Origin of the sequence: Exiguobacterium sp. 8H (assembly GCF_902506255.1) — a bacterium.
GTDB lineage: Bacteria > Bacillota > Bacilli > Exiguobacteriales > Exiguobacteriaceae > Exiguobacterium > Exiguobacterium profundum.
Genome location: NZ_LR733429.1, coordinates 585,355 through 611,506 on the forward strand (window position 1 = coordinate 585,355; position 26,152 = coordinate 611,506).

General features: G+C 44.1%; 29 protein-coding genes and 1 pseudogene. 17 read left to right on the plus strand and 13 right to left on the minus strand.

Annotated features, from left to right (window positions below):
* The first annotated feature begins 19 nt into the window (after positions 1-19).
* A pseudogene (locus GVY43_RS02970) lies at positions 20-1,591 on the plus strand (IS3 family transposase).
* 251 nt (positions 1,592-1,842) lie between these two features.
* Here the strand turns inward: GVY43_RS02970 and GVY43_RS02975 are convergent.
* The 3 genes from GVY43_RS02975 to GVY43_RS02985 all read right to left on the minus strand — a co-directional run bounded on the left by GVY43_RS02975 (position 1,843) and on the right by GVY43_RS02985 (position 3,837).
* Positions 1,843-2,085, minus strand: coding sequence for a hypothetical protein (locus GVY43_RS02975; RefSeq protein ID WP_159562187.1), 243 nt, complete (start codon positions 2,083-2,085; stop codon positions 1,843-1,845).
* Positions 2,086-2,109: 24 nt separating this feature from the next.
* The gene (locus tag GVY43_RS02980; RefSeq protein ID WP_159562188.1) at positions 2,110-2,664 is read right to left on the minus strand and encodes a maltose acetyltransferase domain-containing protein; all 555 of its coding nucleotides are present in this window, start codon (positions 2,662-2,664) and stop codon (positions 2,110-2,112) included.
* Between the two features lie 186 nt (positions 2,665-2,850).
* Positions 2,851-3,837, minus strand: a complete 987-nt coding sequence (locus GVY43_RS02985) for an alpha/beta fold hydrolase (protein WP_159562189.1) — start codon at positions 3,835-3,837, stop codon at positions 2,851-2,853.
* A gap of 169 nt (positions 3,838-4,006) precedes the next feature.
* On the opposite strand from GVY43_RS02985, the gene GVY43_RS02990 reads away from it, so the two are divergent.
* Complete coding sequence (locus GVY43_RS02990) at positions 4,007-4,432, plus strand: GNAT family N-acetyltransferase (RefSeq protein WP_159562190.1); 426 nt, start codon at positions 4,007-4,009, stop codon at positions 4,430-4,432.
* Between the two features lie 38 nt (positions 4,433-4,470).
* On the opposite strand, the gene GVY43_RS02995 is transcribed toward GVY43_RS02990, so the two are convergent.
* The 9 genes from GVY43_RS02995 to GVY43_RS03035 all read right to left on the minus strand — a co-directional run bounded on the left by GVY43_RS02995 (position 4,471) and on the right by GVY43_RS03035 (position 10,776).
* Positions 4,471-5,001, minus strand: a complete 531-nt coding sequence (locus GVY43_RS02995; RefSeq protein ID WP_159562191.1) for a GNAT family N-acetyltransferase — start codon at positions 4,999-5,001, stop codon at positions 4,471-4,473.
* Positions 4,998-5,609 (minus strand): TIGR00730 family Rossman fold protein, encoded by a 612-nt coding sequence (locus GVY43_RS03000; protein WP_371729463.1) that lies wholly within the window; start codon positions 5,607-5,609, stop codon positions 4,998-5,000. The genes GVY43_RS02995 and GVY43_RS03000 overlap by 4 nt, the downstream gene beginning before the upstream one ends.
* A 15-nt stretch (positions 5,610-5,624) precedes the next feature.
* Positions 5,625-6,452 carry an ABC transporter permease subunit gene (locus GVY43_RS03005; protein ID WP_159562192.1) on the minus strand — a complete coding sequence of 276 codons (828 nt, stop codon included), beginning with the start codon at positions 6,450-6,452 and terminating at the stop codon, positions 5,625-5,627.
* Positions 6,449-7,339, minus strand: a complete 891-nt coding sequence (gene ccmA / locus GVY43_RS03010; RefSeq protein ID WP_159562193.1) for a heme ABC exporter ATP-binding protein CcmA — start codon at positions 7,337-7,339, stop codon at positions 6,449-6,451. The genes GVY43_RS03005 and ccmA overlap by 4 nt, the downstream gene beginning before the upstream one ends.
* Positions 7,333-8,157, minus strand: a complete 825-nt coding sequence (locus GVY43_RS03015) for a hypothetical protein (RefSeq protein ID WP_159562194.1) — start codon at positions 8,155-8,157, stop codon at positions 7,333-7,335. Before GVY43_RS03015 ends, ccmA begins: the two co-directional genes overlap by 7 nt.
* 22 nt (positions 8,158-8,179) lie before the next feature.
* Complete coding sequence (locus tag GVY43_RS03020) at positions 8,180-8,686, minus strand: GNAT family N-acetyltransferase (protein WP_159562195.1); 507 nt, start codon at positions 8,684-8,686, stop codon at positions 8,180-8,182.
* A gap of 13 nt (positions 8,687-8,699) precedes the next feature.
* Positions 8,700-9,377, minus strand: a complete 678-nt coding sequence (locus tag GVY43_RS03025) for an ABC transporter permease (RefSeq protein WP_159562196.1) — start codon at positions 9,375-9,377, stop codon at positions 8,700-8,702.
* Positions 9,374-10,291 (minus strand): ABC transporter ATP-binding protein, encoded by a 918-nt coding sequence (locus GVY43_RS03030; protein ID WP_159562197.1) that lies wholly within the window; start codon positions 10,289-10,291, stop codon positions 9,374-9,376. Before GVY43_RS03030 ends, GVY43_RS03025 begins: the two co-directional genes overlap by 4 nt.
* A 113-nt stretch (positions 10,292-10,404) precedes the next feature.
* A complete protein-coding gene (locus GVY43_RS03035; protein ID WP_159562198.1) occupies positions 10,405-10,776 on the minus strand; it encodes a nuclear transport factor 2 family protein in 372 nt (123 codons plus the stop codon).
* Positions 10,777-10,899: 123 nt separating this feature from the next.
* On the opposite strand from GVY43_RS03035, the gene GVY43_RS03040 reads away from it, so the two are divergent.
* The 3 genes from GVY43_RS03040 to GVY43_RS03050 all read left to right on the plus strand — a co-directional run bounded on the left by GVY43_RS03040 (position 10,900) and on the right by GVY43_RS03050 (position 13,213).
* A complete protein-coding gene (locus tag GVY43_RS03040; protein ID WP_159562199.1) occupies positions 10,900-11,244 on the plus strand; it encodes an HAAS domain-containing protein in 345 nt (114 codons plus the stop codon).
* Positions 11,245-11,358: 114 nt separating this feature from the next.
* Complete coding sequence (locus GVY43_RS03045) at positions 11,359-12,561, plus strand: sensor histidine kinase (protein WP_159562200.1); 1,203 nt, start codon at positions 11,359-11,361, stop codon at positions 12,559-12,561.
* Position 12,562: 1 nt separating this feature from the next.
* Positions 12,563-13,213 (plus strand): response regulator transcription factor, encoded by a 651-nt coding sequence (locus GVY43_RS03050; RefSeq protein WP_159562201.1) that lies wholly within the window; start codon positions 12,563-12,565, stop codon positions 13,211-13,213.
* A gap of 39 nt (positions 13,214-13,252) precedes the next feature.
* On the opposite strand, the gene GVY43_RS03055 is transcribed toward GVY43_RS03050, so the two are convergent.
* Positions 13,253-14,056 (minus strand): aminoglycoside phosphotransferase family protein, encoded by an 804-nt coding sequence (locus GVY43_RS03055; RefSeq protein WP_159562202.1) that lies wholly within the window; start codon positions 14,054-14,056, stop codon positions 13,253-13,255.
* Positions 14,057-14,217: 161 nt separating this feature from the next.
* On the opposite strand from GVY43_RS03055, the gene GVY43_RS03060 reads away from it, so the two are divergent.
* From GVY43_RS03060 to GVY43_RS03115, 12 genes are all read left to right on the plus strand, one after another.
* Entirely contained in the window at positions 14,218-14,796 is a 579-nt protein-coding gene (locus GVY43_RS03060; protein ID WP_159562203.1) for a DUF1349 domain-containing protein, read from the plus strand.
* Positions 14,793-15,203, plus strand: a complete 411-nt coding sequence (locus tag GVY43_RS03065) for a cytidine deaminase (RefSeq protein ID WP_159562204.1) — start codon at positions 14,793-14,795, stop codon at positions 15,201-15,203. Before GVY43_RS03060 ends, GVY43_RS03065 begins: the two co-directional genes overlap by 4 nt.
* A 207-nt stretch (positions 15,204-15,410) precedes the next feature.
* Positions 15,411-17,039, plus strand: coding sequence for a M28 family peptidase (locus GVY43_RS03070; protein ID WP_159562205.1), 1,629 nt, complete (start codon positions 15,411-15,413; stop codon positions 17,037-17,039).
* A 157-nt stretch (positions 17,040-17,196) separates the two neighbouring features.
* Positions 17,197-17,913: a type II CAAX prenyl endopeptidase Rce1 family protein gene (locus GVY43_RS03075; protein ID WP_159562206.1), complete on the plus strand. Its 717-nt coding sequence runs from the start codon at positions 17,197-17,199 to the stop codon at positions 17,911-17,913.
* A gap of 17 nt (positions 17,914-17,930) precedes the next feature.
* Entirely contained in the window at positions 17,931-18,377 is a 447-nt protein-coding gene (locus GVY43_RS03080) for a GNAT family N-acetyltransferase (protein ID WP_159562207.1), read from the plus strand.
* A 569-nt stretch (positions 18,378-18,946) separates the two neighbouring features.
* A complete protein-coding gene (locus tag GVY43_RS03085; protein WP_041918029.1) occupies positions 18,947-19,777 on the plus strand; it encodes a formate/nitrite transporter family protein in 831 nt (276 codons plus the stop codon).
* A gap of 191 nt (positions 19,778-19,968) precedes the next feature.
* Positions 19,969-21,819 carry an anaerobic ribonucleoside triphosphate reductase gene (locus GVY43_RS03090; protein ID WP_159562208.1) on the plus strand — a complete coding sequence of 617 codons (1,851 nt, stop codon included), beginning with the start codon at positions 19,969-19,971 and terminating at the stop codon, positions 21,817-21,819.
* Positions 21,797-22,252, plus strand: coding sequence for an anaerobic ribonucleoside-triphosphate reductase activating protein (gene nrdG, locus GVY43_RS03095; protein ID WP_159562209.1), 456 nt, complete (start codon positions 21,797-21,799; stop codon positions 22,250-22,252). Before GVY43_RS03090 ends, nrdG begins: the two co-directional genes overlap by 23 nt.
* A 54-nt stretch (positions 22,253-22,306) precedes the next feature.
* Positions 22,307-23,125, plus strand: coding sequence for a fumarylacetoacetate hydrolase family protein (locus GVY43_RS03100; RefSeq protein WP_159562210.1), 819 nt, complete (start codon positions 22,307-22,309; stop codon positions 23,123-23,125).
* Between the two features lie 111 nt (positions 23,126-23,236).
* Positions 23,237-24,502 carry a S1C family serine protease gene (locus GVY43_RS03105; protein ID WP_159562211.1) on the plus strand — a complete coding sequence of 422 codons (1,266 nt, stop codon included), beginning with the start codon at positions 23,237-23,239 and terminating at the stop codon, positions 24,500-24,502.
* 56 nt (positions 24,503-24,558) lie between these two features.
* Entirely contained in the window at positions 24,559-24,903 is a 345-nt protein-coding gene (locus GVY43_RS03110) for a hypothetical protein (protein WP_074037122.1), read from the plus strand.
* 16 nt (positions 24,904-24,919) lie between these two features.
* Entirely contained in the window at positions 24,920-26,008 is a 1,089-nt protein-coding gene (locus GVY43_RS03115; protein WP_159562212.1) for an amidohydrolase, read from the plus strand.
* Positions 26,009-26,152 lie beyond the last annotated feature (144 nt).

Below are 26,152 nucleotides of genomic sequence, written 5' to 3' on the forward strand. Positions count from 1 at the left end.
TATTGGGGAGTGTTTTTTTATGGCGAAAAGTCGGCATTCAATCGAACAAAAACTGAGTACACTGCGTATGATGGAAGAAGAAACATATACTTGGAATGAAATCAGGGAGGCTCATAACGTCTCTAGGCACACTCTCCAGGTGTGGAAAGTGAAGTTCGATACCGGTGGGATCGACGCGTTGAAGGAATCGAGGACCTGGAGACCTTACACGAAGGAACAGAAGATCGCTGCCGTCCGTGACTATCTCGATGGGTCCACTAGAATGGATGTTCTCTCCAAACATCACATCAGTAGTTGGTCTGTTCTTTACAGGTGGATTAGGAAGTATACTAGTCATAGCGAGTTAGCAGATTCGAGAAAAGGGATGGGTCTAGCTATGAAAAAAGAAAGAAAAACTACGTTCGAAGAGCACTTTGAGATCGTGAAATACTGTTTGGAGAATGGTCGAAACTACCAGCAGACGGCAGAACAATATCAGGTGTCCTATGCCCAGGTCTATGGTTGGACCAAGAAGTATATGACACGAACGGTGCAGAAGCGCTCCTAGACCGCCGTGGGCGTACCAAACCAGAGGACGAACTAAGTGAAGAAGAGAAGCTGAAACGCCGTATCCGGCAAATGGAGCTTGAGAACGAACTTCTTCGTGCCGACAACCTGTACCTAAAAAAGTTAGAGGAGATCGAGAGGAGGTCGTGATCAGCCAGGTGCGCCTACAGCACCGATATGTCGCCATCAAAGAATTGAACGAAGAGGAGGCACTTTCCATCGTGCTCCTCTGTCGGGTCGCCGGCATCTCACGGGCGGCCTATTACAAATGGTGAACCGCACCGTTTCGGTGCGTCAAGAAGAGAACGAGAAGCTTCTGGAGGACATTCGTCTACTCTATGACCAGGCGAACGGCACATACGGGTACCGTCGGATCACGATGACGATCAATCGGCTGCGCCGGCAACAGAGCCTGTCCACGTTCAATGAAAAGCGGATCTATCGCTTGATGCATATCCATGGGATCCAATCGATCATCCGCCGGAAGCAGAAGAGACATAAGAAGTCAACGCCACAGCATGTGGCCGAGAACCTGATGAACCGCGAATTCCGTGCGTCCCGGCCGGACGAGAAATGGTGCACCGACGTCACCGAGTTCAAATACGGTGACGGGAAGAAGGCGTATCTGAGCGCGATCATCGACCTGTATGACGGCTCAATCGTCGCCTATCGTATCGGGAGGTCCAACAACAACGGGCTCGTGTTCCATACGATGATGCCAGCCATCGCGGGGCTCCGTACAGGAGCACGTCCGATGATCCATAGTGACCGAGGGTTCCAATATACCTCGAGAGGGTTCAAACGCATGGTAGAAGACGCGGGAATGACCCGCAGCATGTCCCGGGTCGGGCGTTGCATCGACAACGCCCCAATCGAGAGTTTTTGGGGTACCTTGAAAGTGGAGATGTACTACTTGCGTGAGTTCCAGGCCTATAGCGAACTCACATCGGCCATCGAGACCTACATATCGTTCTACAACCACAATCGTTTCCAGAAACGACTAAACGGCTTGAGCCCTGTCGAATACAGGGCTCAAGCCGCCTAGGCTGGTTTTCATTATTTGCCCTGTCTACTTGACGGGGAGCAGTTCAGTATACGTGATTCCTTTCGGGCTCACGGACTTGACGTATTTATTCGTGTCCAACTCATTTATCTCTTTCGACGTAAACAGTTTCTTCGACATCTCAAAATCACTCCCGATATGATTTAGTCCAGTGTACACAAAAACTCTGAGCAATAGACTTTTTTTAGTGTCAATTACTCAGGGTACAGTTTAGGTTGTATAATAAGTTATTTTTATATCCGATAAGTGACAAAACTTGAAATCAAAATTAATACTCCGAGCATACACATAGATTTGGCATCGTCTGAATGGTTATACATGTCATAAACACCCAGCGTGGTTAACGCGCTCCCAAAAGATAGACCAATCAGTGAACCTCTTTTAGCTAACTTGGTATTCGGATAGTTTCTATGTCTAGCATTTTCAGAAGCGGAGCGATATTTATTAGTATGTTTCTTGAGATCTACTTTTTTCATTTTCGTCTGCTCCCTTCATAAAAATTATACATATCCGATAATTTTTGCAGGCACACCTGCCACGATCGCTCCATTTGGAACATCTTTTGTGACGACAGCTCCAGATGCGACGACGACATCATTTCCGATGGTCACGCCAGGGTTTATAACCGCGCGTCCTCCAATCCATACCCGGTTTCCAATCGTTACGGGCGCACCCATTTCTCTACCGGAGGTTCTTAGATGAGGATCCGTCGGATGTGTCGCTGTGTAAATATGAACCCCGGGGGCCAGCATACAATCATGACCGATGGTGATGGCACATACATCCAACATGACACAATCAAAATTGGCATAGAAACGATCTCCTACACAAATGTTATAACCGTAATCACATTTATACGTCGGTTCTATATAGATGGATTCTCCGACGTTTTTGAATAGTGAGTGGAGTAAGTCCGTCCTTTTTTTAGATTCTTCGATTGAGGTTCGATTATAAGCCTCGGTCATCAGACGGCAGAGCTGCCGATCCTGTAATAGTTCGGGATGGCTCGGGTTATATAATTCTCCTCGAATCATCAGTTCTTTCTCAGTCAACATCATCATTCACCTTTCTTTTTGAGTTTGAGTTCACATGTTCACTATATCTATTAAAAATATATGGCGGCAGTAGGCGAGGGTCATCAAAAAGTCATATGGATGACATTAAAACATTCCGTATGCTGGACACAATCGTAGTGTTCGTGAGTGACAAAAAGGGATGCACTTATGCATCCCTTCAAGATATTATTGTTTCTCCATCAAGATTGCTTGTAGTTCACGGACGAGAAACTTTGGATTGTCTTGTTGAATGATATGTCCAGCCTTTGGTACCAAACGAAAAACAGATTGAGAAGACAATTCTTTCAGTTTTTCTTGTCCCTGTTGCCACGCTTGCTCGATCATCAGTTCCTGCTCTGCGCTCAGCCCAATTTCCTGTAGTTTCGATTTTTCAGTATGGGCAAAAATGTGTACCGGAATATCAAATTTTTGAGAGTTTAGAGACTCATTCATCTCATATAAATAATCGAGTTCTTCTTCTTTAGCGTAGAAAAACTTCTTACGATAGTCGACGTTCAACACTTCAGGTCGATATTCTTCCGGAATCCCCGTCAACACTTTATCTTGCATGAGACGAACCAATCCGCTCGCCTTCATCAGAGATAGTACCTCTTTTGATGGAGAACCGGTGCGTAATGGATTGACGTCAGCACTCTTGAAAATGGCGTCTGTTTGTTGCGAGAATGTCTCAGGACGAGCGTCGATTAAAACGAGCTGTTCCACACGTTCCGGATATTTTTCAGCGAACAATCGAGCATACATCCCTCCTAAAGAGTGTCCAACGAGAATGACAGGTCGGTCTACATCAAGTCGAATCAGAAGTTCATTGAGTTCGTTAACGATGTTTTCAGGAGTGCGTTTTGCCTTTGCTGCTCCGCTCCATCCGTACCCCGCACGATCATAGGTGATCACAGTGGCGTCATCATGGAGTTTACGCGTTACTTTATCCCAGCTAGAGCTCGTCATACCCGAACCGTTTTCAAATACGATGATGGGTCCATCTGGCAAACCTTCTTTATTAGCATGTAAGACGGTACCGTCTTGAAGTTCAATCTCATCTCCAGGTGCCTCGTGTGTCCACATATATCGCTGTTGTAGTAGGAATTCACCCGAAAACGCGAGCACCATGATAATTGAACCAAAAATCAACGTAATTTTAATAAAATGAAACATGCTAGACCTCCTAGTTTTTCAATCTTTTTACCTCCTAAGTATGATAAAAAAAAGTCACGTTTAATAATTGAATGGAGTCATGCAAAGGTAACGCTAAACATGTATCAGTAAGTGATGACTTCCTTATGACTAAAAAACGCTACACTTGAGGCGTAGGGAGGGAACATGCATGATCATCGACTATTTGACTAAATATGAAGAAGAAGTGGTTGACGTTTTCGAACACGCCTCGAAATTGAATCATTCTTTTCTAGGGCACGACTGGATCTGTAACGAGATTGATTTGTTAAGGGACGTGTATCTGCATGAAGCAGTCACGTATATATACGTAGAAAATTCTCGTGTTGTAGGATTTATCAGCGTCATCGAGGACGAGATTGGGGGACTGTTCGTGGCCCCTTCGTCACATCGGAAAGGGATTGGAACTCAATTGATTGAGTATGCGTCTTCGATTCATCCTATTCGACGTGTAGAGGTGTTTGAAAAGAATGTCCGAGCACGCTCTTTTTATGAAAAAGTGGGATTTCAAGAAGCAACATCACGTGTTCATCCGTCCGGCGAACGCCTGATTCAAATGTGTATACGATCAAATTGAAAATACCCGGCCAAGAGTCATCTCTTGGTCGGGTATTTTCAATTCACTTGAGGAGAGATAATGCCTAAGATGACGGTGTCTTCATATAAGTTATTGATTCGTTTATGTTGACGCAACTGCCCTTCTTTGAGAAGTCCGTTTTTTTCAAGCGAGCGAATCGAACCCAGATTGGACGCAATCGCCGATGCCCAAATCCTATGCAAATGCAGTTCGCTGAATCCATATTGAATCATGCGTTCGATCGCTTCAGTGGCATAACCTTTTCCCCAATATGCGGAACCAATCCAATAACCGAGCTCTCCACGATTGTTGGATTGATCAATTCTTAGCGTGATGGTACCAATCATGCTTTGATTATCACGATGTATGATTTTAAACGGGTATTCTTGTCCTGAACGAATCAATTCATCGTGCTGCCGAATCCATATTTCGGCATATTCTAGTTTGTACGGATAAGGAAGACCTAGTACTGATGTAACAGCCTCATCATTCGCCAATGCCGCAAACTCCAAACTATCCTCGATTGAAAAGGGCTCTAAACTTAATCTTGATGTACGAAGTTGAATCATGAAGGATTCCCTCCTCTCATTATGGTCGAAGACTGATTGTCTTTATATTGCTTCAAAGGAGGAGCAACATAGTCAGAGAGCCTTGTAATCAATTCTGAGATTGAGGCTTCCTTTGATAAAATCTGAAGAGCATCAGCGCTCATGAACTTTTTTTCAATCATATGAGTAAATAATTGTTCAATTAAATCAAAGTAACCGTTCGCATTCAATAAACCACAGGGTTTTTGTAACAATCCGATTTGATTCCACGTAAAGACCTCAAACAATTCTTCTAACGTCCCTGGACCACCTGGGAGTGCCACGAAGGCATCAGCCAACTCCATCATCGTCTCTTTTCGTTCATGCATCGTATCGACGACGATCAAGTCGGTCAAGCTGTCATGGGCAATTTCGCGTTCAAGTAGGACAGTTGGGATGACACCCGTCACTTCGCCCCCATGTAGCAGCACGGCATCAGCCAGCGCCCCCATAATACCTACCTTTCCCCCGCCATAAACGAGGCGGATATTCTGTTCGGCAAGGTATCGTCCTGTCTCTTCGGCGATTTGACGATAAAGTGGATCATTTCCGATACTTGAACCACAAAATATTGCAATCGATTGAATCATTGTATTACCTCCAAGTTAGGACATTTGGGAATTGAAAAGTTGATTTCGCGTACCAAAACGAAGGGCGTATTTTAACAGAATCCCGTTAATAAGGAGAAGCCCCCCAGCTAAGAACAAGAGAAACATTGAATCAATGAAGAAGATGCCGCTCAATTGTGCAATCATCAAGCCGATGACAGGAAGAATAATCAATCCACTCAAATTGTGTGCTTCTTGATATGTGCTGACACGAGTGGAAATGACCAGATTGATGAGAGCCGTAGTCGTCAATAGGATTGGGAGAACGAGAGCCATTAAAATCCACCATTGTGTTGAAGGGAATTGCACAGCAAAATCACGCGAAGTGATTAACATGTTGATGATGAGCGCGTTCATGCCGAAGCAAAAAATTGAAATTAAATATGCCGGGATGATAGAAATCAATAGTTTTGCGATGAACAAATCTCGTATCGAGATAGGTGAGAACAGTAGGCTTTCGAGTGTGTTCTGTTCTTTCTCACTTACAAAACTGTTCGAAGCAATCACTGAACAGGTGATTACAGGAACGAGTAAGAACAGTGTCACGAGCGGGTAGTTCAAGAAGAGATACAGAAGTTGTTCGTTTATGGATAACTGTTGTACCTCTGAGTTAGCAATCGATGTCAAGAAACGATCGAGTAAGTTCAAGATTTCTGGATCTTGAAGCACGGATGCATTGAGTATTGTAATCAACCACGTGACACCGCTTGGAATGATTAGGCCAATCAATAACGGGACGATGATCAGCGTGACGAGCAATATCTTCTTTCGGAAGATTTGCTTGCTATCTTTTTGGATGACGGCAAAAATCGATGCAGTGTTCATAAAGAATCCTCCCGTAGTTTAAAGTAGATATCTTCTAAGTCATTGCCAACGATTCGACATTCGGTCACCGTATAGCCGAATGCAATCAATTCTTTGAGGAATGGCGTGATGAACTGCTCATTTTCAAAAGTGATTTGAATGACTTCTTCGTCAATTTGTTTCCCTGTGAATCCTAAAAGCGACTGGTCCTTTTGCAGTGTAGCGTTCGTTCGAATTTGGACGGTGATGGATGACTGATGTCGACGTCGTAAATCAGATAGCGTCCCTTGTTCAATCAATACACCTTGTTCAATAAACAGGTACGTGTCACATACATTTTCAAGTTGATATAAAAGGTGAGAAGTGATGATGACGGTCGTCCCTTGTGTCTGATTCACAAGCCGGATCATATCAAGTACCTGTCGAATCCCATCAGGATCTAGCCCATTCGTCGGCTCGTCTAAAAATAGGATTTCAGGGTGATGAAGCATTGCTTTGGCAAGTGCCAATCTTTTTTTCATTCCCGTACTGAAGGTATGGACGAGTGTGTCACTGACGTGTTCTAAGTCAAACTGACGAAGTAGTTCGTGGGCGCGTTCTTTCTCTTTGACGCCGTAGAGGGAAGCATAAAACTGTAGGTTTTCAAGCGCGGTCATGTCGGGATAAAGGCCAGCGCTTTCAGTGACGACTCCTGCTTTCGTCCGTAAAGTATCGATACTCTCACCATGATAATGGACGGTGCCACTAGAGGGGGTAATCACCCCGTTCATAATGCGTATCAATGTTGTTTTACCGGCACCGTTCGGTCCGATCAAGCCAATGATTTTCCCGCTTGGGATTTCAAAAGTCATATCGGTCAAGACTTGACGGTGCTCATATGTTTTTGAAACGTTTTGTAACGTCAGCATGGGTCATTCTCCTTTTTGTTTTTTCTAAAGAGGTAGCTCAAAACTATAATAACGATGAATAACACAGCCAGGAAATAACTGCTCAACAGCAATTCTCCAGTCGGGAATGCATAGACTTGATTTCGTTGCAGTGTGATCAACATGAGAGCATGTTGATGTCCCGAGGTGGAATCGTAAGAGACGAGAAATGTGCTGATTGTTAATAATGAATAGTTAAGGCCGAGCCCACCCCAAAGGTTGGATGTATGAAAACGGACCATTAACAACAACGTACCGAGCAACGTATACGTTAATACATAAAAGATAGCAGATATGGAATATCCAAATAAAATGGTGCTTAATCCCGCATGGAATATGATGTACGAAATCAGAGATAGACTGAATGTTTGGTTTCTTCCATATCCAAAATCCTTGGCACGTAGGATGAGGATATGTCGAAAGAAATATTCTTCGAGCGCGGCAACGATTCCTAGTACAGGGAAGTACTTCAAGAAATAAGTGATGGAGGCCTGCCCGGGACTCAGATGAACAATTTCAAAGTAGGTGAGGACGACCATCAACGTACTAAATATGGAGAGACCGATGAACCAGCCCAGGAAGAAGTACTTTAATCCTGTCGGATGAGTTGTGGTGTCAGAATCAGTAATCAATGGTTCAGTCGCCCTTCCCAAAAATAATGCATATAGGGTAAGGATCATATAGTTACTGATGACGAATACATCAACCAGCCCAAAAAAATGTACGAGTTGGTTTATACCAAGTATAAAAAGTAAGGGAAGTAAATACAGCATAGGAGGCTTCATGCGTTTCATCGTCATTGGTTACACCTCCCTGCGTGTATTAACAGCGTCGTAGCCGCATGAAAATCTCATCATCGTCCTGATCCGTCATCACAAAGCCTAATTTTTCATATACATGAAGAGCCCGTTTATTGAACCGATATACAGTTAACGTTAGTTCTTGAATGGGCGAGTGAGTAAAGAGTGTCGCGATTCCTAAATCGAGTGCCTCTTGGCCAAGACCGGACCCACGGCCAGAATGAGCGATGGCAATCCTTACGTTCATGGAGGCACGTTGTTCATCCAACTCATTAAAAACGAGCTCTCCAATCAGTTGATTCGTTTGAGCATCGATGATTGCATAGTCTAGACGTGTGGAGCAGGTTTCATTCCTTTTATACCAAGCGAACACTTTGTTCCACTCGTCAACCGAGTCCGTGCATGTATAGTGTAGAACTTCCGAATCGGTCAAAAGATGTTTAATCGCTTTCTGATCGCCAGGAATTGAGAAAGAGCGAAGTATAATTCGCTCGCCCTCTACAATTCTTTTTAAATGTAGCAAGTCCATCCTAATTCTCCTTTTAAATATCTGCTGTCTTCACTTTTTTAAGAGTTAAATAAAGACAAGCGAGCCCGATAAGCGCCAAAACCGATAGTGAGATCATACTTGTCCCGAGTGGTGTCGATAAAGAGAGTACAATGGCTGCAGCCGTGACGAACGTTGCTGCCGTCGAATACTGTCTCATCCCAAAGTACATTGGAATCAATGATACGAGGCTCAATAGAAGAGCATCGATCAGAATCATGCCAAATGCTTGTAGAATGACAGAGAAGTCAAACGGCGTACTGACAAAGTGAACGATTGGGTTTAAGCCGACTACGCTTACTAAAAGGAAAACCATCGAGAACAGTAGTGTGAAAAAGGTAAACACGATAATCATGAGCGATTTCCGTAACATAATCGATTGTCTTGAGATTGGATACGTGAACATAAGCGAAATTGTCTTATGACGAAACTCATCGATCACCAATCGAGAGAGTAAAATAGCCGAGAAAATCAATCCCAAGGGGCGGATAAAGGATGTTGCAGCCATTAAAACGGTTTGATAGTTCGGGAATGCTTCTTGATTTTCTAAATGACGGACCGCAAACACGAGCGCGACCAAAAGTAACAGACAGACAATGTTTGCAATCAACAGTCCACCCATCAAGTTTTTCAGTCGATGTTTTTTCATTTCCAAGCCGATAAATTGCATCATCGAATGATTCCTCCTTCCATTTTTTCAATGAAGTAATCTTCTAAGGAATGACGTTTATTCACAACTTCGATAATATCGATTCCGTTTAAAATCAAAGTTTTCGTAAGAAGCTGTTGATTGAGATTCGAGTCGTTGATTTGGAGTTTTGTTGAATCGAGCACGGTGATGTTCACTAGACTGAATTTTTCCTGAAGCAATTTTGAAGCTTGATACGCGTTCGATACATGGAAGATTGTTGATGCACCAGATGAACGTAACTCTTCAATGGTGACTTCTTCAATCAGTTTTCCGTTTTGAATGATTCCGACCGTGTCGGCGACATGCTCAATCTCACCTAAAATATGACTTGAGATAAAGAGTGTCATTCCAAACTCTTCTTGTAGAAACTTAAAGATTCTTCGCATTTCTTTGATTGCTACTGGATCTAATCCATTAATCGGTTCATCTAAGATCAATAGTTTCGGACGGGTGACGATTGCCCGAGCTAGACCGAGACGTTGTTTCATCCCGAGTGAATACGATTGGACTGGTTTGTCGCCGACCTGGGCTAATCCGACGAGCTCTAATGCGCTCGGAATGAAGGATGTTTGTTTGTATCCCATGTAGGCGCAGTGTAACTCGAGTGTCTCTTTGGCGCTGAGGTGTCCATACAAAATCGGATACTCGATGATGGACCCGACGTTCCGCAACAGTTCAAATGAGTCTGCTTTTAAGGGTTCTCCGAACAACTCGACTTCACCCGAAGTGGGATAGACTAAGTTGGTCATCATTTTCATCAGTGTCGTTTTTCCCGCTCCGTTAGGACCTAAAAATCCATAGATTTCTCCGGCTTGAATGGACAAGTTGACGTGATCGACAGACATGTGGTCGCCGAATTTTTTTGTAATGTTTTTGGTTCGTAATATGGTGTTCAATGAAGTAACCTCCTTTTTGATGTCTTCACTATACAAACTGTCAGTAACATACAAAGAGTACATTCGGTCACCATGAAGTAATCTTATCGATTTTAAGATTTTAAGATTTTGATTTAAGATTTTGAGAGGTGTTCGTGTAAGAGGACCCATTTCTTCGTTAAATCATTCTTCCTATAAATATTTGTGGCTTTCCCTTGTCCTTCGATCAGTTGCCCATTTTGTATTCCTTTGAAATGATAGGTATAGATAACTAACAATACAGTCTCGTTTGTATCGACGTATGTATATTGAACATCCCTGACCGAGTAATCTTCATCTTGGATGGCTTTCCAATTTGAAGTGAAATAGGCTTTGATTTCATCCATCTGATCACGGAGTTGACCGTTGAAGATATGGCTGAAGGAAGAGTCCAGGTGGGGGAGTACCTTTTCAAATTCATGTGTGTTCGTGGCAGCTATGTATTGATTTAAAGATGTTAGCGGCATGACGATGTTCTCCTTTTTGAATCGAGTATGGGTTATGACTTTCTCATGACTTTCGTTAATGAATGTCCCCTACTTTTATTCGTTACGATTGATGTAGCGATTAAATCATAAGGAGGGAACCAGATGCGTACGCAGACATCAGCCAAAAAAGGACTAGAGCAAGTGATTCGTATGATGGGGGTAATATTTTTCAGCTTGATTGTTGTGTTAGGACCAATGGTTGGATTAGTTGGTTTATGGCTAGGCGTCTTGATTGCAGTCCTTGCATTCATAGCGTCGCCAGTTTTGGCCATGATTCAGCTTTCTATGGGATATCCTAGCCATTTTTCTGATATAGAGACGCTCGTCATCGCTTCGATGTTATGTGCGCTCGGATTGGCTATATTGCCAGTCACTATCAAAGCCACAAAACTGATTCGAATCATTATCTCTGGCTACGTGACGCTTTGTAAACGAGTCATCGAGTGACAGCATGACAGCAGTTCAGGCTCACATACTGTCTTTCGTAGCTTAATAGTGTAGGCGCTTTCGATTCTATCGATTAAAATAAGAGTAAGTCGAACAAGTCATATGTGGTAGTGTATGAGAGTCATCAAAGAGTCATTTTGTGAGGTGTTGATTACCGTGAAGGCACAAATGAAATGGTATTGGGTAGATTGGTTTATTCTGGGCTTGAGAACGGTAAACTTTATGATTGTGATTCTGAACCTTTGGCAGATGGTTGATCAGTCTCCATATACCACAATCCTATTCGGAGCGTTATTGGCTTATTCAGTTCCCCAGATTTTTTATCTTCCTAGCTTCATCAAACCGTACCTGTTTTTAATGTTAGAGGTGCTCTTGAGCACAACTTTGGTCATCTCACTACTTCAGGTCAACGTCGATTCTATCGCCTATATCACGATCCCGATTTTCGTCATCACATACGTTGCGATTCGAGTCAGAAGTTATGGTCTGTTGACCTTTTTGATTTCGGTGATGATTCTAGCACTTGTGGCACTAGGCGAGATTCGCAGTGAAGCGCTCTTAGGTGTTATCTTGAACAATGTGGTCTTCATTGGATTTGGAGTATCTTTCGCGTTGTTCATCAACCAGCGCGAGACAATCAATGCTGTGGTCACTACATTAGAACGTACGAATCACGAGTTGAGGAACTACACGGAAGAAATTGAGCGCCTTACTGTTTTGGAAGAACGAAATCGAATTTCAAAAGAACTACATGACGTAGTCGGTCATTCTATCACGGCCACGACGATTGGGATGGAGGCAGTGGCTACCACTATGAAAAAAAATCCAGATCTAGCTGCGAATCATTTACAGAATCTGATTACACATAGTAGAGGAGCACTAAACGAATTTCGAGGCGTAGTCCACCAAATGAATACGGATGAGTTGAATAAATCGTTGGACGTTTTGTTGCATGGAATTATTGAACGATTCCATATCCAAACATCCGTGCGAGTTGATCATCAGTTCAACTTGAACCAGTCGCACTATACACATCAAGAAAAAATTGTGTTCATGCGCTGTCTGCAAGAAGCTTTAACAAATGCTGTTCGCCATGGTCAGGCCACAACGATTTCTGTTGAACTACATGACGATAACATGGTACTTGAACTAATCATCAAGGATAACGGTCGAGGTATTCACGGCTCAGATGAGGGGTTCGGATTAAAAACGATGCGTCAGCGAATGAATAGTATTAACGGGACGCTTGAAATCAATCCAATCACTCGAGGCGGGACACAAGTCATTTGCCGATTGGATACGCAAGGAGGGGGATAACATGGAAGAAATCAAGCTAATGATTGTAGACGATCAAGAACTCATTCGCTCTAGCCTTTCAATGGTATTGGCAACCGATGACGAGATCACAGTTGTCGGAACCGCACAAAACGGGAAAGAGGCCATTGATGTCGCACGTCTCACTCAACCAGATGTTATTTTAATGGATATCAATATGCCAGTGATGAATGGGATTGATGCTACCAAATATATTTTGAGTCATGAGATGGCACATAACATCATCATTTTGACGACATTCCAAGAGATGGAATATGTGCTCGAGGCCCTACAGGTCGGTGCGTCAGGCTATCTGTTAAAAGCAATTGATACTAAGGATTTGATTGCTGGAATCAAGTTGGTACACCGTGGCGGTACGTTAATCAATCATGACGTTGCAAAAATTTTGTTCACTGAACATTTAAGTGGTGAGTTAAATGGTGTCTCAAAAGGGATGGTTCGTTATCAACTCAGTCAACGAGAGCAAGAGGTACTCAAGTGCTTGGCTCAAGGACTTACCAATCAAGACATCTCGGAGAAATTGTTCTTATCGATTGGTACCGTTAAAAACTACGTGTCTAGACTTTATGATAAATTAGACGTTGCGAACCGGATCGAAGCGATTCAAAAAGCAAGTCGTGAAAAACTGCTGTAGAAAAATGAGCATGGAAACTCAGGGTTTGAGTCTCCATGCTCATTTTTCTTTACTCTCAAAGAAGAAGCGAAGGAGGTCTTCTTTGTTTACTAATTTCAATAAACAATCGATTTCTTTTAAGCTCAATTGTTCTTGCGTACGGAGTAGTGCACATAGTCGAATCCAGTTTTCTAATTCACTTAACCGAATGATCGATTTAGATGTGTAAATGGTGTAGTAGAGACGACAAATTCGGACGCGTGTTTCATCAGTCAGTAAGTCATCGCCAGCGGTCCGCATCAGGAGTAGCGTACGTGCGACATCTGCAATTGGGGGGCCGCTGGTTGCATCATTCCAATCAATGACAACCAAGTCGTTCGTGGAGGTTTTTAAAATGTTTTGGGGGTGAAAATCTCCGTGAAGTAAATGGGATGAAGAGCTTGGATGACTGATGACTTGGCTGAACAAGTCTTCTCCTTGTTGCTTCATGTCTGCAGGTAACATACCGAGCTTATCTTGTATCACCTCGTAAAGCGAAGGTACGCTCTTCACAGTTTGACGATGAACTGTCAATTGTAATTCAGCCAATTGAGCGATGAAGGATTCAGAAGAGGTGACCGTGAAATCATGAAGAAAATCTGTTCCCTGTATAAACTCCATTTCGATATACCGTTCTGAATCTGAACAAAATAGAGTATAGATTTTTGGTGTTTTGACATCTATGGCCTCGATCGATTTACCAATCAGGTATTCTTTCATAATCATTTCGATTGGTACGTGGGTCTTGAATACTTTACGAATCCGCTCATTAGAGACGGCATACAATTCAGCAGTATTGCCTTCTCCTACTTTATTCAGCTTCATGGCATACATCTCCCTTCTCTTTGTTCCCAGTATAAATGATTGAATCATGAAACAGGTTGTACTCGAGAAATAGGTGACAAACCAATGACTTATGTACAAAGACGAGTGACCATCAGATGACATACAATAAATCCATTCGAAAAACTAAGGAGGCGTTATTGATGTGGGAGAAATACGAGTGGACGAATAAACCGAAGCAAGTTGTCATTGAAAAAAATCAACTTTATTTTAAAACGGAGCGAGATACTGATTTCTGGAGAAACACACACTATCACTTCAATCGCATGAACGGTCATGCTTTTTTAAGGGAAGTTGAGGCTCAGGCATTCACATGTCGACTTAAAATTCGTATGGAGCCCAAACACAAGTATGATCAGGCTGGGATTTATCTGTGCCGCGATGATGATCATTGGTTAAAGACATCAGTCGAATTTATACCTGATGGTCCATCTCATTTAGGGGCTGTGGTCACGAGCTACGGATACTCAGATTGGTCCACCAGAGACTTTTCAAATCAAGACGTGCGAGATATCTTAGAATTTGAAATCGAGTACGACCAGGGCGACGTCCAAGTCTTCTTTTTACATCGGGATGGGACGAAAGAACAGTTACGAATCGCTCACTTGCACCGAAACACAGCAACGGAAACTGTTAAAATTGGACCGTACGCATGCAGCCCGAACCTTGATCAGTCAGGTTGTCCCGTTGAAGTTCTTGAATTCGAAGTGAGTATAAGATGATCACGTCGGACGATCTAGAATTAATGGAGGCAGCAAAGCATATTATTAAAGAACGTTACGTGGACGGAAAACATCATATTGGAGCTGCCATCAGGTTGATGAACGGTGAGATTGTTTCTGCGGTCCATTTAGAAGCTTATATTGGCAGAGTCTCTGTTTGTGCTGAAGCAATCGCCATCGGAATAGTGAAGTCTCATCATACGTCGGCAATCGATACCATCGTCGCCGTCCGTCATCCGGCGGAGGACGAGTCAAATCAAATCATACGTGTAGTTAGTCCGTGCGGGATTTGTCGCGAATTAATATCGGACTTCGCCCCGGCTTGTAATGTGTTATTGGAGGACGAAGGAGTCATCCGAAAAGTTCCTGTTCGAACACTTTTACCGTTAAAATATCACCGAGAATAAGAAGCAAGAATCTGTTCCAAGGACGGGACAGATTCTTTTTTTGTTAAAAAGTCATTCACGATCATGACTTTGTTTATATATATGGCGTTACTTTTTGTTCTTATGATGAAAAAGAAGACACAATCCGACACGACGTTGAAAAGCGCCTGTTGAGTCTTCTCATACAGTGATGGGTAGGTAGAATTTTCGAAAGAGAAGGTGTGACAATTGAAAAAAACACGAAAGAAACTGATGCTCGTTTATGTAGTTCTCATTGCACTTGTTTTAGGCGTCAATCACATAATGATGTCTCCAGTACCCGTGCCCCAAGAACAAGGTTCGAGTGCTGAATTCATCGCCGACAATGCGATTGCACATATTCGGCAAATCGCAGAAAAACCTCGGCCGGTAGGATCAGCCTATCTAGGTGAAGTAAGAGACTATATAAAATCTCATATCGATGAGCAGGGGCTTGATGTAAAAGAAGAAGTGCACTCACTATATTCTGATCGAGAAGGGAAACAGGTGAAAATCCACAACCTCACCACCCGCATCAAGGGAACGGATAGCACTGGAGATATCATTGTCATGGCCCATTATGATTCATACAAAGAATCACCTGGGGCAAACGATAATGGGGCCAATGTTTCCATTATGTTAGAGATGATCGAGTTGTTGCAGAAATCAGAACCCTTAAAAAATGATATCGTCTTCTTTTTCACAGATGGTGAAGAACTTGGGGGGCTCGGTTCGAAAGAATTCGTAAAACAAAACGTTCTCGATAACGTGGAACTTGTCATCAACCTCGAGGCACGAGGGTCGAAAGGGAAATCCCTCTTATTTGAGACGAGCCCAGGGAATGCGGGTTTGATGAAGGAATTTTTAGAAGCCACGAGCAAGCCGTACGCCTACTCGTTTGCAAATGATTTTACTGAGTTGATGGCTCTTTTCGGGACGTATACGGACTATACACCGTTCAAAGAAAAAGGCGTTGCAGGACTGAATCTCGCCTATTTGGGGGGTTCTGAAGTATATGACAATAAACATGACACGATTGAAAGTTTGACTCCTTCTTCCATCCAACATAATGGATTTTATGGGATGGAGCTCGTGAATCACTTTGGAAATCTTAATTTGGATAGAGTCTCTGAGAACGATGGAAATGCGAACTACTTTAACTTGTTTGGCTATCATGTCGTTCAATATTCACAAGATTTGGACGTGTGGATTAGTTTGTTAGCCATCTTGTCGGGACTATTCGCTCTTCGGGTGTCGACACGCAGGAATCATTCGACGATTCGGAAAAGTCTTGTATGGCCGCTGACAATTTTAAGTGCCATGCTAGCTATCGTCGTTGTCGTTTCTACACTAGTCTTGATCATTGCTCAAATTCAACTCGGAAATCCCTTGTTCGCCGTACTCGGAGGCATATTGGCAGTCATGGTGCTTGTGACGATTGGTTGGTTCCTTGTTAAGAATGATAAATGGAAACGATATATGCAACGAATGAAAGCAATGACGATGTGGGATGTCGTCAACGGCAGTCTCATATTGCTGGCTTTGTTCACGGTGGTTTCGCTATTCATAACGAACATGAATTATTTGTTTGCATGGCCACTGCTACTCAGTTCGATGTGCATCGTCATCTACGTGACATCCCGACCCCAATCTGTCTTTGGTTTCATCTGGTCACTTACAATTTCTATACCGATTACGTTGCTACTGTTCGGTTTCTTTTCATTCATGGTGTATTTGCCGGGCTTACTGAGCTATCCAATCATTTTCTTAGGAGCGTTAATCTATGCACCAACGTTATGGCCAAGTTTTATGTTGCGTCACTCTGAAGAAATTCATTAATTTTTGACACGATGTGCTGAGAGCGTCTAAATAAGACGGTTCAGCACATTTTTACATAAAAATTAATTATGACTTTCTAGTGACTTAAGGGACTAATCTTAGTGATAGGAGGACCGGTATAGTGAGAGTAAGAAAAGATTAAATATAGGAGGCCATCATGAAAAAAGTAAGACTTTCAATTTTGTTTGGGATATTAAGTGCCCTTGGGATTTATTTTATTGCTGAGTCGACATTGAGTAATCTATTGCCAGAAAACACAGATCTCACGTTACCGACCGTATTGCTCACCGGACAGACGTTCTTAATGGTGACCATTTTATCAATCCTTGGTTTGAATATGTTGCCAAAGACAGGACTTCGCTTGTATCAGGCATCATCTAATGGCACTGTCTGGATCAAAGCAGCACTTGCCGGAGTCGGAGTTGGTTTTTTCATTCAAGCGTTAGATGCCCTTTATTTTGCTGATCGATTGGAGGCAATGAATGGATATCAGCCAGAATCTTCGCTGTCTGCAATGCTTGGTGGGGTTCTGTACGGTGGTGTAGGGGAAGAAGTTCTCATTCGTTTATTTTTGATGACACTGATTGTTTGGATGGTTACCAAACTAAAACGTGGTGCGGCCCCATCCAATATGGTGTATATCGTAGCCATTCTCATTTCAAGCTTAGTTTTTGCAATCGGTCATCTACCAGCCAACTTGAACTTCTTCGGTGAATTATCGACGATGGTTGTCTTCCGGGCACTCTTGTTGAATGGAGTGGGCGGCATCCTGTTTGGATGGCTGTATTGGAAGCACGGGTTGGTGTTAGCTATATTTGCTCATATGATTGCTCACATCAGTATGCACCTCATCTTCATTCCGATTTTATTCTGATTAAAAGGATGATTCACATGCAAATTCAGGAACCCTTGATTCAACATTTCTCTCAATTGACCAAATTATATGAGGAGTACCTCATGTTCTATAATATACGGAAACCTGAGAAAGAGATTTCGAGTTTTATTCAAGCACGAATTTTACGTAGGGAGTCACTGGTTTGGATTTGCATCGATGATCAAAATGATGAAGTATTAGGATTTGTAAATGTATATCCACATTTCTCTACATTAACTTTAGGTTCTGTTTGGATACTGAATGACCTTTTTGTAAAGGAGAGCGGTAGAGGAAAAGGAATTGGTAAGGCACTGATTTTAAAAGTTCTAGAAGAAGCGACTAAGCAAGAAATTAGATCAGTTCACTTAGAAACCCATCATGAAAACCATGCAGCTCAAAAGTTATATCATAGCTTGAACTTTAAGTTGAACCGGCATTTTCTTCATTATGATTATTCAGTATAGAAGGCATTTTACATTAGTTTTCTGAATGATCATAGTATAGGTTCAATGACTAATCAATAATTCAGATTGATAATAATTTATTTTTGCGCATAGAGTTTGCATCGTAAATCAGCATTCAAATTTTAAACTGAATCTGCCGAATGAATTGTTTTAATTAAATGCCTATGTTTTTAAAGCTAATATAATTTGACTTCGGTCTTGGTCCGAAGTCATTTTTTTCAATACTTATGTTCATTATCAAAATAATCCATCTCAAGTATGGAGTATTGAATGGAAATAAACTGCAAATATTTTGGGATGAGTGTCAATACGTTCTTTCAGAAGTTTTATTTCAAAGAAATTGATTCAATTTTGATTTGAAGATGTTACATTTCCACTAAAAAATATATTTTTTCGTTTGTCACAAATCCGCCATATGTAAACGATTACGATGTGAACACTCTGTCAATTCATGCAAGACAGGATTGCCAACAGAGACTGTACAGTTTATATTGTTAATGATTTCACATATTAGAACTGATACTTTCCTATTTAATTATTCAGAAAGAAGGGTTTGTGACATGGCATCAATGGAAATCCATGCACTCGAATCATTACGGAAAAAAGCACAGGCTTCCTCGCAAATGATTCATTATCGTCCAATGGAATACTTTTTACGGGCGATGTTAGCCGGGATCTTTATCGGCTTTGCTTCAATCTTCACGTTGAAAGTCGTCAACGGTATGTATTTAGCGGAATCTCCGTTCACGACACTCATCGGGGGCTTCTCGTTCGGGATCGCGCTCGTCATGATTATCTATGGGGGAGCGGAGTTGTTCACGGGGAATACGATGTATTTCACAACGTCGACGCTTCGCGGTTATACGACGCTTAGTGACACGATGCTCGTCTGGTTGCTTTGCTTCGTCGGGAACGCACTCGGGGGAATCCTATTCGCGTTACTACTTGCACCGACTGGCGTCATCCAAGAACTCGGGATGAACAACTGGTTGTTCTCCGTTGTTGAAAGTAAAATGCACCATACGACGGTCGAAATTTTCTTCCGCGCCATCTTCTGTAACTGGATGGTCTGTCTCGCTATTTTCTTACCGAAACAAATGAAAAATGAGTTCGCTCAAATCTTCTCGATGATCTTCCTTGTCGCGGTCTTCTTCGCTTCAGGATTCGACCACGTCATCGCCAACTTCGTCTTGTTCGCCTTGACGCTCGTCGTCCCACACCCTGAGACGATCAGCATGGCAGGTGCGATTCATAACTTGATTCCTGCGACGTTCGGTAACATCATCGGTGGAGCGCTCTTCATGGGAGCCATCTATACGTGGTTGAACTCGAAAGGTCTCCGTGAAGCACAAGAATTAGAAGAAGAAGTCGAATTAAAAGTTGTCAAAGCTGTTAAATAAATGATGTTTGTCACATATAACGTAGAGCCTTGTCTTACCGAAGACGAGGCTCTTTTTTATCGTATGACCACACGTAAACTGTCACAATATCGACTCGTGACCATCGAGAAAAACACATGCCATAATCTATATATAGGATTCTTAAAACGAATATGAATGTTTTGAATCCATATATAGTGAGGTGATGGGTTTTGAAATTACTGCAGTTGTATGAGGACGTCTGTGTCTTACCAGACCAAGACTTGGTACAAGAGAATGCGAACGTGGACGGCAAATCCCCGCTCGGGAAACTAGCACGACTCTCTTCGGAAGTGTCGAAAGAATTATCGCAGACGTATTTGATGTCGGAGCGATCAAAACAGGCCGTCACTGATAACTATTTATATGTGCACGACGCCGACTATTACATCACTGGCTCGACGACATGTTGTCAAATTCCACTCGGTCAATTATTAAAAGATGGATTCCATACGGGGCATGGAACAATCAGGTCACCAAAGGACATTCGCTCCGCCATGGCACTCGCATCGATCATCCTTCAAGCGAATCAAAATATGCAACACGGGGGGCAGGCGTTCCCGATGTTTGACGTCGACTTGGCACCGTACGTCGAGAAGACATATGAGCGTCAACTGAGCCGACTTCAATCATTACCCGTTGACTGGGACGATGCGCAATTGGAGACACTCGCGGAAGAAGAGACGATCTCGGCGACGTATCAGGCGTGTGAGGCGTTCATTCACAATGCGAACTCGATGCACTCACGAGGTGGCGGTCAAGTCCCGTTCGTCTCGATCAATTACGGGACGGACACATCAAAGTGGGGACGTATCCTCATTCGAGAGCTACTTCGTGCCACGGAACGTGGGTTAGGGAACGGGGAGACTCCGATTTTTCCGATTCAAATCTTTAAAGTGAAGGAAGGAATCAACTTTCGTGAGGACGATCCGAACGTCGATCTTTTCCGTGAAGCGTGTCGGGTCACAGGAAAACGGCTATTTCCGAATTTTTCCTTCATCGATGCCCCGTTCAATGCCGCTTACTATGATGGGACGCATGCATCTGAAGTGGCATATATGGGTTGCCGCACTCGGGTCATGGGAAACCGACACGGAGAAGAGACGTCGATCGGTCGTGGCAATCTTTCCTTTTCCACACTCAACTTGGTGAAGATGGCACTTGTCTCGGAGTCGATCTCGGATTTTTACAGCATTCTCAACCGATATGTCGACATCGGGATCGAACAGTTGGTCGAGCGTTTCGAATATCAATGTACGCGTCGCGCTGAAGAATTTCGTTTCCTCTACACACAAGGTGTCTGGCGTGGAAGTGAGCAGTTACATATTCATGATGAAGTCCGAGACGTATTGAAACAAGGAACGCTTTCACTCGGTTTCATCGGACTCGCTGAAACGTTGAAGGTGTTGACGGGAGGTACACATGCTGAGTCGCGTGAAGCGGAGCGACTCGGTCTTGACATCGTCACGCATTTGGCCAATCGCATGCGTGCGGCAGCCGAAACGTACGACTTGAACTTTTCGTTGCTCGCGACACCGGCAGAAGGATTGTCAGGTAAATTTGTGACGCGAGACCAGGAAACGTTTGGGATGATTGAAGGTGTCACTAATCGTGCCTTTTATACAAATTCATTCCACGTGCCGGTCTATCAGTCTGTATCAATTCGTGAGAAAATCCGAATCGAGGCACCGTATCACGCATTGTGTGACGCGGGACATATTTCATATGTCGAAGTCGATGGGTCACTTGCCCACAATGCGGAAGCGGTGGAATCGATTGTCCGCTTGATGCGACAGCATGATATCGGCTACGGTTCCATCAATCATCCGGTCGATCGTTGCGGAAATTGTGGGTTAGAAGGACTGATTGACGATGCCTGTCCGACGTGTGGCGAGGATACAAACATTGAACGAATCCGCCGCATCACCGGTTATTTGGTCGGGACGATGGACCGTTGGAATACGGCGAAGCGAGAAGAAGAGCGGGCGAGGGTGAAACACGATGCGCATTCTATCCGTCGTTGAAGAATCCGTCGTTGACGGACCGGGGATTCGGACGGTCATCTTTACTGCTGGCTGTCCGCATCACTGTAAAGGGTGTCACAATCCTTCCTCGTGGAATCCAACCGGGGGTGAGGATGTCGAAGTAGAGGAACTTGTTCAGCGCGTCAAGCTCAGTGGTTGGGACGGGGTGACCATTTCTGGAGGCGAACCGTTTCTTCAATCGTCAGCGTTAGCAAAACTCGTCACGGCATGTAAGTCGCTCGGTAAAAATGTGTGGGTGTATACGGGTTATACGCTCGAACAGTTGGAAGCGAAGCACGACGAAGCGATTCAAACCGTATTGGACTACGCCGATGTGCTCGTCGACGGTCGTTACGAGCAGTCGCTACGAGATATGGGACTTCGTTTTCGAGGATCGAGTAATCAACGGATCATCTTTTTGAATAAAGTATAATCGAGGCAGAGATGTCTCGATTTTTTGTATAATGATGAAAAAGGGGGAGTTTTAATGAAATGGTGTAGTTTTGAGATGCAGGAAGAGCAACGAGTGGGGATTGTCAAAGGCGATTTCGTTTTTGATGTCAGCAATCAAGTACATACGACAAATTTATTAGAAGTGATCGCGCGTGAGTTCGAACCAGATATCGATTTGGACGTGGCGCCCTCATACCGAATGACGGATGTGAAACTACTCGCCCCGTACCTTCCATTGAAAAACGTGATTTGTATCGGCAAGAACTACGAAGAACACGTGAAAGAGATGGATACAGCAGGAGCAGGGAAACTCGTCATCTTCACGAAAGCACCGACCTCGGTCGTTGGTCCGGAAGCGGTCATTGAGCGTCATCCTGAATTGACGGACAAACTTGACTATGAAGGTGAGCTCGCCGTCATCATCGGCAAGTCTGGACGAGACATCGAAGCGGTCGAGGAGCACATTTTCGGTTACACCATTCTAAACGATGTGACGGCTCGAGACGTGCAAAAAGAACATGTCCAATTCTTCCGTGGCAAGTCGTTCGATACGTTTTGTCCGATGGGACCGTTCGTCGTCACACCGGACGAGCTCCAGTTCCCTCTCCAAATCAAAACAAGTGTCAATGGGGAGACGCGTCAAGATGGGACGACAGCCGATATGATTCGTCCGATTGATGAACTCATTCGTACACTGTCGAAAGGCATGACGCTCGAAGCGGGCGACGTCATCGCGACGGGTACACCAGCCGGAGTTGGGCACGGGATGACGCCACCGACGTATCTACAAACGGGAGACACGGTCGAAGTGACGATTGAAGGTCTCGGTACGTTAAGAAATGTGATTGTCTGAATGAAATGACGTAAAATGTGAAGAATCTTGTAATTCATTTATCATTTTATAAATGAGTGTTCCTCTTCGTTATAGTAAGGGTAGAAGATAACACAGAGGAGATGAATCATTATGGATCGTCACGATCAATCAAATGAACACGATCAATTACATGAATCAGAGCAACAAAAAGATTGGTTAGATACAGAACTCGGTTCATCCAACCGAGAAGAGACAAAAGTACGAACACAATCAAAACCGTCATTCGTCAGCCGTATGTTCCCGGGACTTGTCGGTGGAGTCATCGGAGCGTTGTTGACGGGCGCAATCGCATATCCGTTCATCGACCAACCCGCGACGAGTGTGAGTGACACGAACGTGACCTCGCAAGGGACTCCGGTCCAAACGTCATCGAACGTATCCGATTCTTCGGTCACAAATGCCGTCGCGACCGCTCAACCGGCCGTCGTGACTGTAAACAACTTCGCCCAAAGCGGATTCTCGAGTGAAGCGGTCGAGGCTGGAGTCGGATCGGGCGTCATCTATAAAAAAGAAGGCGACTCAGCATATATCGCGACGAACCATCATGTCGTCAACGGGGCTGATAAATTGACGGTCACTTTCAATGACGGGACGACTGCGGAAGCGACACTCATGGGAAGTGACGCGACGTATGACTTGGCCGTCTTAAAAGTAGACGCTGATAAGGTACCGGCCGTTATTTCAATCGGGAAATCAAGTGAGTTGAAACCGGGACAAACGGTCATCGCCATCGGGAATCCACTCGGACAATTCGAGAACTCCGTGACGCGCGGTGTCGTCTCGTCGACGTCTCGTCTCGTACCGGTCGATACAGATGAGAACGGACAGGCCGACTTCAACGCCGAGGTCATTCAAACGGATGCGGCCATCAACCCAGGTAACTCAGGTGGTGCGTTAATCAATGAAGAAGGACAACTCGTCGGGATCAACTCGATGAAAATTGCGACAGCAGAAGTTGAAGGGGTCGGATTCTCAATCCCGGTCGACATCGCGTTGCCGCTCATCAATCAAATTGAACAGACGGGAGAAGTGAATCATCCGTCACTCGGCGTCTCACTTCGTGACGTATCAGAGTTCCCTCCAGGTTACTTGACGGAACAAATCAACTTACCTGAATCGGTGACTGCCGGAACGATCATCGTGGAAGTGCAACAAAATAGTTCAGCTGCGAAAGCGGGTCTTGAGGCACGTGACGTCATCGTAAAAATCAATGACAAAGACGTCAGCTCGTTCATTGATCTCCGTAGTGAATTGATTCGAGATACAGACGGAACGGTCGACATCGAATATATCCGGGACGGAAAAACGGAGACGGTTCAAGTCGAGATTCAAAATGCGAACGGTTCTGCATTGTAAAAGGTGGGCAATATGCCCGCCTTTTTTGCTATGCTTATACAAAAGGAGGATGAGTTATGGTACGAAATTTATATGGGGTGTTACTCTTCGGGGCAGGGGTATTACATTTTGTCAAAGAGAAGGCGTTCATGTCGATTATTCCGAAATCTTGGCCGTTCCGCCGCTTGATGGTGCAACTAAGCGGAGTCGTTGAAGTCGTCTTCGGGGCGATGCTCTTACTGAACAAGGGGACGACGTTCGTAAAGAAAACGCTACCGGCATTCTTTATCGCCGTCTTCCCAGCCAATATCAACATGGCGGTCAAACCTTCTAGAATCGGTGGGAAAGTCATTCCGAAATGGGTTACATGGGGACGACTCCCGCTTCAATGGATTCTTATCAAAGGTGTCAAAAAAATCTAAAGGTGTGGAGATACATATGACAAACGTACTCAAGTGGTTTGAACATTTTCATGCTCATCCAGAAATCAGTTGGAAAGAAGTCGAGACGACTCGAACAATCGCATCCATCTTATCAGACTGGTCGATTCCCCATCGAACGTTTGAGAACGTGACCGGAGTAATCGCGGAGATTGGATCGGGAGAAGAGGTGATTGCGGTCCGAGCCGATATCGACGCGTTATGGCAACAAGTGGACGGTACGTTTCGAGCGAACCATTCATGTGGGCACGACGCGAACATCAGTATGGTGCTCGGTGCGCTCGAACAGTTGAAAGACGAAGCGTTACAAAAGCGAATCCGTTTCATCTTCCAACCTGCCGAAGAGCAAGGAAACGGGTCGCTCGCCATGATTGAGCGTGGCGCGTTAGAAGACGTGACGCAACTGTTTGGGATCCATTTACGTCCACAAGAAGAGTTGAAGAAAGGCCAATACGCGGCGGCAATTCAACATGGGGCTGCCTTCTTCCTAAAAGGAGAAGTGCTTGGAGATGATGCCCATGGAGCGAGACCACATCAAGGGCAGAATGCACTCGATGTCATCTTCACGATTCAACACATGCTCAAAAGCATTTACTTGTCACCGTTTGAGCCACACTCCGTCAAGTTGACAAAAGTCCATGCTGGAAGTGACAACATGAACATCATTCCAGGAAATGCGACGTTCTCGATTGATGTCCGTGCTCAACAAAATGAGGAATTGCTCGAACTGCGAAATCGTGTCGAAGACATGCTACTCCATGTCGGGCAGCTTCATCGTGTGAAACTGGAATGGGAGTGGCAAGACTTCACACCGGGAGCGGTCGTTGGGGAACAGTCAAGTCAGATTGCGAAGCAGGCGATTGAGCAACGCTTCGGTCAGTCGGCTCTCGTCGAGAGAATTGTCACGTCAGGTAGCGATGATTTTCATTTCTATACCGTCGAGAAACCGTCACTTGATGCGACGATGATTGGAATCGGCGCTGATTTAGGTCCAGGCCTTCATCATCCGCATATGACGTTTGACCATGACGCGTTAGAAGATGGGGCACGCCTACTTGCGGATGCGCTCCGAATTGCAGCAACATAATTCAGAATGAGTGTGATAGACAGATGTCTGTCCACTCATTTTGTTATTGCATCACATAAGTGTAAGCGCTATCATAACGTTATTAGCGACAATATAACGACAATTCTGAATTTTCGCTATAGGGGAGGAAATTAGATGGAAACA

What these genes read in the sequence shown, in the direction of transcription:
- GVY43_RS02975 (WP_159562187.1), bottom strand. Translation starts at nt 2,085, where the DNA reads ATGAAAAAAGTAGATCTCAAGAAACATACTAATAAATATCGCTCCGCT.
- GVY43_RS02980 (WP_159562188.1), bottom strand. Translation starts at nt 2,664, where the DNA reads ATGTTGACTGAGAAAGAACTGATGATTCGAGGAGAATTATATAACCCG.
- GVY43_RS02985 (WP_159562189.1), bottom strand. Translation starts at nt 3,837, where the DNA reads ATGTTTCATTTTATTAAAATTACGTTGATTTTTGGTTCAATTATCATG.
- GVY43_RS02990 (WP_159562190.1), top strand. Translation starts at nt 4,007, where the DNA reads ATGATCATCGACTATTTGACTAAATATGAAGAAGAAGTGGTTGACGTT.
- GVY43_RS02995 (WP_159562191.1), bottom strand. Translation starts at nt 5,001, where the DNA reads ATGATTCAACTTCGTACATCAAGATTAAGTTTAGAGCCCTTTTCAATC.
- GVY43_RS03000 (WP_371729463.1), bottom strand. Translation starts at nt 5,609, where the DNA reads ATGATTCAATCGATTGCAATATTTTGTGGTTCAAGTATCGGAAATGAT.
- GVY43_RS03005 (WP_159562192.1), bottom strand. Translation starts at nt 6,452, where the DNA reads ATGAACACTGCATCGATTTTTGCCGTCATCCAAAAAGATAGCAAGCAA.
- ccmA (WP_159562193.1), bottom strand. Translation starts at nt 7,339, where the DNA reads ATGCTGACGTTACAAAACGTTTCAAAAACATATGAGCACCGTCAAGTC.
- GVY43_RS03015 (WP_159562194.1), bottom strand. Translation starts at nt 8,157, where the DNA reads ATGACGATGAAACGCATGAAGCCTCCTATGCTGTATTTACTTCCCTTA.
- GVY43_RS03020 (WP_159562195.1), bottom strand. Translation starts at nt 8,686, where the DNA reads ATGGACTTGCTACATTTAAAAAGAATTGTAGAGGGCGAGCGAATTATA.
- GVY43_RS03025 (WP_159562196.1), bottom strand. Translation starts at nt 9,377, where the DNA reads ATGATGCAATTTATCGGCTTGGAAATGAAAAAACATCGACTGAAAAAC.
- GVY43_RS03035 (WP_159562198.1), bottom strand. Translation starts at nt 10,776, where the DNA reads ATGCCGCTAACATCTTTAAATCAATACATAGCTGCCACGAACACACAT.
- GVY43_RS03040 (WP_159562199.1), top strand. Translation starts at nt 10,900, where the DNA reads ATGCGTACGCAGACATCAGCCAAAAAAGGACTAGAGCAAGTGATTCGT.
- GVY43_RS03045 (WP_159562200.1), top strand. Translation starts at nt 11,359, where the DNA reads ATGAGAGTCATCAAAGAGTCATTTTGTGAGGTGTTGATTACCGTGAAG.
- GVY43_RS03050 (WP_159562201.1), top strand. Translation starts at nt 12,563, where the DNA reads ATGGAAGAAATCAAGCTAATGATTGTAGACGATCAAGAACTCATTCGC.
- GVY43_RS03055 (WP_159562202.1), bottom strand. Translation starts at nt 14,056, where the DNA reads ATGAAGCTGAATAAAGTAGGAGAAGGCAATACTGCTGAATTGTATGCC.
- GVY43_RS03060 (WP_159562203.1), top strand. Translation starts at nt 14,218, where the DNA reads ATGTGGGAGAAATACGAGTGGACGAATAAACCGAAGCAAGTTGTCATT.
- GVY43_RS03065 (WP_159562204.1), top strand. Translation starts at nt 14,793, where the DNA reads ATGATCACGTCGGACGATCTAGAATTAATGGAGGCAGCAAAGCATATT.
- GVY43_RS03075 (WP_159562206.1), top strand. Translation starts at nt 17,197, where the DNA reads ATGAAAAAAGTAAGACTTTCAATTTTGTTTGGGATATTAAGTGCCCTT.
- GVY43_RS03080 (WP_159562207.1), top strand. Translation starts at nt 17,931, where the DNA reads ATGCAAATTCAGGAACCCTTGATTCAACATTTCTCTCAATTGACCAAA.
- GVY43_RS03085 (WP_041918029.1), top strand. Translation starts at nt 18,947, where the DNA reads ATGGAAATCCATGCACTCGAATCATTACGGAAAAAAGCACAGGCTTCC.
- nrdG (WP_159562209.1), top strand. Translation starts at nt 21,797, where the DNA reads ATGCGCATTCTATCCGTCGTTGAAGAATCCGTCGTTGACGGACCGGGG.
- GVY43_RS03100 (WP_159562210.1), top strand. Translation starts at nt 22,307, where the DNA reads ATGAAATGGTGTAGTTTTGAGATGCAGGAAGAGCAACGAGTGGGGATT.
- GVY43_RS03105 (WP_159562211.1), top strand. Translation starts at nt 23,237, where the DNA reads ATGGATCGTCACGATCAATCAAATGAACACGATCAATTACATGAATCA.
- GVY43_RS03110 (WP_074037122.1), top strand. Translation starts at nt 24,559, where the DNA reads ATGGTACGAAATTTATATGGGGTGTTACTCTTCGGGGCAGGGGTATTA.
- GVY43_RS03115 (WP_159562212.1), top strand. Translation starts at nt 24,920, where the DNA reads ATGACAAACGTACTCAAGTGGTTTGAACATTTTCATGCTCATCCAGAA.